At 31.1% G+C, this 2,972-nt stretch carries 3 protein-coding genes; all 3 read left to right on the plus strand.

The window, feature by feature from the left end:
* Positions 1 to 174: 174 nt before the first annotated feature.
* Positions 175 to 1,071 carry a UbiA prenyltransferase family protein gene (locus Q0C22_RS05470; protein ID WP_291492582.1) on the plus strand — a complete coding sequence of 299 codons (897 nt, stop codon included), beginning with the start codon at positions 175 to 177 and terminating at the stop codon, positions 1,069 to 1,071.
* The gene (locus Q0C22_RS05475; RefSeq protein WP_291492584.1) at positions 1,062 to 2,003 is read left to right on the plus strand and encodes an NAD(P)-dependent oxidoreductase; all 942 of its coding nucleotides are present in this window, start codon (positions 1,062 to 1,064) and stop codon (positions 2,001 to 2,003) included. The genes Q0C22_RS05470 and Q0C22_RS05475 overlap by 10 nt, the downstream gene beginning before the upstream one ends.
* Positions 2,003 to 2,972, plus strand: a 970-nt coding sequence (locus Q0C22_RS05480) for an FAD-dependent oxidoreductase (RefSeq protein WP_291492586.1), incomplete at its 3' end; no start/stop codon positions are given. The genes Q0C22_RS05475 and Q0C22_RS05480, both read left to right, overlap by 1 nt.

The raw sequence follows: 2,972 nt of genomic DNA on the forward strand, positions 1-2,972 counted from the left end.
AAGAAAGAAATAGAACTATTTAAGAGGAAGTGGGGATATATTCTTAAAAATGGCGATCCATATTACAATCCAAATTTAACATTGGAAAGAGAGGATTTTTCTTATTCGAAAAGGCCAAATGCATAATTGTTTTAAAAAAACCTTGCCAAAAATTTTTATACAATTAAAGTATAGATGTTAAAGACAAAACTTAAAGACATTATCACGCTTTTTAGGCCATACCAGTACATAAAGAATTTATTTATTTTTGCTCCGCTTTTGTTTTCTTTAAATTTCCTGAATATTGATGATGTTCTGAAAACTTTTGTTTGTTTTATCTTTTTTTGTTTAACTGCAAGCGGAGTATATATTTTTAACGATATAAAGGATTTAGAAGAAGATGCAAAACACCCAACAAAAAAATTTAGACCTCTTCCTTCAAATAAACTATCCAAAAGATTTGCTATTTCTCTTATGCTTGTATTAATTGCAATTGGACTTTTAGGTAGTTGCTTTATAAATGCAAAGGTTTTGATTATATTTGTGATTTATTTATTACTAAACTTCTTATACAGTATAAAACTCAAGCACATAGCTATAATTGATATATCCATTATTGCTTTTGGTTTTGTATTAAGGCTTTTTGCTGGTTCTTACGCCATTAATATTTCAACTTCCATGTGGATTATACTGGTAACGTTCCAGTTGGCTTTGTTTTTGGCAATTGCAAAAAGAAGAGATGATTTATTGCTGGTTTCTCAAGGTCATAGACCCAGAAAGTCCATAGACGGCTACAATTTTGAATTTGTAAATGCGGCTATGGTTCTTATGTCAGCGATTGTTATTTTTAGCTATATTTTGTATACAGTTTCAAGTGATGTGATTAAAAGAGTGGGTTCAAACAAATTATATCTAACTTCTTTTTTTGTAATTATAGGTATTTTAAGATATATGCAAATTACATTTGTATACAACAACAGTTCAGATCCTACCAAGATTGTTTTGAAAGACAGATTTTTACAGATTACAATAATACTGTGGCTTGTTAGTTTTATTTTAATACTATTAGGAGGTAGATTGCATTGGATGTAAATTCTAAAATTGTGGTTACAGGCGCGGCAGGTCTAGTAGGGCAAAATTTAATTGTTCAATTAAAAGCAAATGGTTTTAACAATATAGTTGCTATTGATAAGCATCCGTATAATACTAAAATACTTGCTAATTTACATCCAGACATAAAAGTCATTTTTGCTGATTTGGCTGAAAAAGGTGAGTGGCAAAACAGTTTTATAAACGCTTCTTGCGTTGTAATGCTTCAGGCACAAATCGGCGGTCTGACAATTGATCCATTTATACGAAACAATATCAATTCAACAAAACTAATTATTGAATTAATGAAAAAACATAATGTGCCATATCTAATCCATATAAGTTCTTCTGTCATTAATTCTGTTGCTAATGATTTTTATACCAATACGAAGAAAGAACAGGAGAAATTGGTTATAACATCTGGAATTGACTACTGCGTTTTAAGGCCTACGCTAATGTTTGGCTGGTTCGACAGAAAACATTTGGGGTGGTTGTCGAGGTTTATGAAAAAAGTTCCAGTATTTCCTATACCGGGAGATGGGAAATATATAAGACAGCCTCTGTATGTAAAAGATTTTTGCAATATCATAATAAGCGTTCTTAAAGAAAAACCCAAGAATAAAATTTATGACATAACAGGCTGTGAAAAAGTATATTATGTAGATATAATTCGTAGTATAAAAAAAGCTACAAAAGCAAAGACGATAATATTGCACATTCCCTATAGTCTCTTTTATTTTTTACTGGCAACCGCTGGAATGTTGATGAAAGATCCTCCGTTTACCATCCAGCAACTTAAAGCTTTAGTTGCAAAAGATGAATTCGAGCTTATACCTTGGTGGGATATTTTCCATGTTATGCCCACAAAATTTTCAGATGCAATATATGAAACATTTAATGATCCAGTCTACAGTAAGTATATATTGGAGTTTTAATGAAAAAAGCAATAATAATAGGAGCTGGAGTGATGGGATTAAGCGCCGGATACTATCTTTTAAAAAACGGCGTAGAAGCAGATATTTATGAAGCGGAAGCTAGTATTGGTGGTATGGCGGCGCATTTTGATTTTGACGATATAAGTATAGAAAAATTTTACCATTTTATATGCAAACCAGATAAAAGTTTGTTTTTAATCCTTAAAGAACTTGGAATTTTAGATAAACTTAAATGGACACCAACTAAAATGGGTTATTTTTATGATGGAAAATTATACAAATGGGGCACCCCGCCGGCATTGATTTCATTTCCAAAATTAGATTTATTTTCCAAAATTCGTTACGGTCTGCACGCAATGTATGCAACAAAAATAGCTAATTTTAGCAAACTCGATAAAAAAAATGCTGTAGAATGGATTAAAAAATGGATAGGAAATTCTGCTTATAAAGTTTTATGGCAAAAGCTATTTGAATTGAAATTTTTTAAATATACAGATAATCTATCAGCTGCTTGGATAGCCAGCAGGATTAGAAGAGTTGGCTTATCTAGAAAAAATATTATGCAAGAAGGGCTAGGATACATTGAAGGAGGATCAAGCGCTTTAATAGAGGCTTTAGAGAAAAATATCAATGCTATGGGTGGTAAAATTTACACCAATTCTCAAGTGGATGAAATTAATGTAGAAAATCTCAATGAAGTTTTTATAAATGTAAATAACACTACCGCAAGGGCTGATTTTATAATTTCTACGATTCCTTTGCCTATTGTTGCGAATATACTAAAGGGAGCACCAAGGCAAATTATAGATAAATATAAAAAAGTTACTAACATTCCTGTGGTGTGTGCAGTATGCAAATTAAAACAAAAAATCACAGAAAACTTTTGGCTTAATATAAATGACGATAGCATTTCAATACCAGGAATTATCGAATATACCAATTTGAATGTGCTTAACGGAAATGACCATA

The sequence above is a fragment of the Desulfurella sp. genome, from assembly GCF_023256235.1.
Taxonomy (GTDB): Bacteria; Campylobacterota_A; Desulfurellia; order Desulfurellales; family Desulfurellaceae; genus Desulfurella.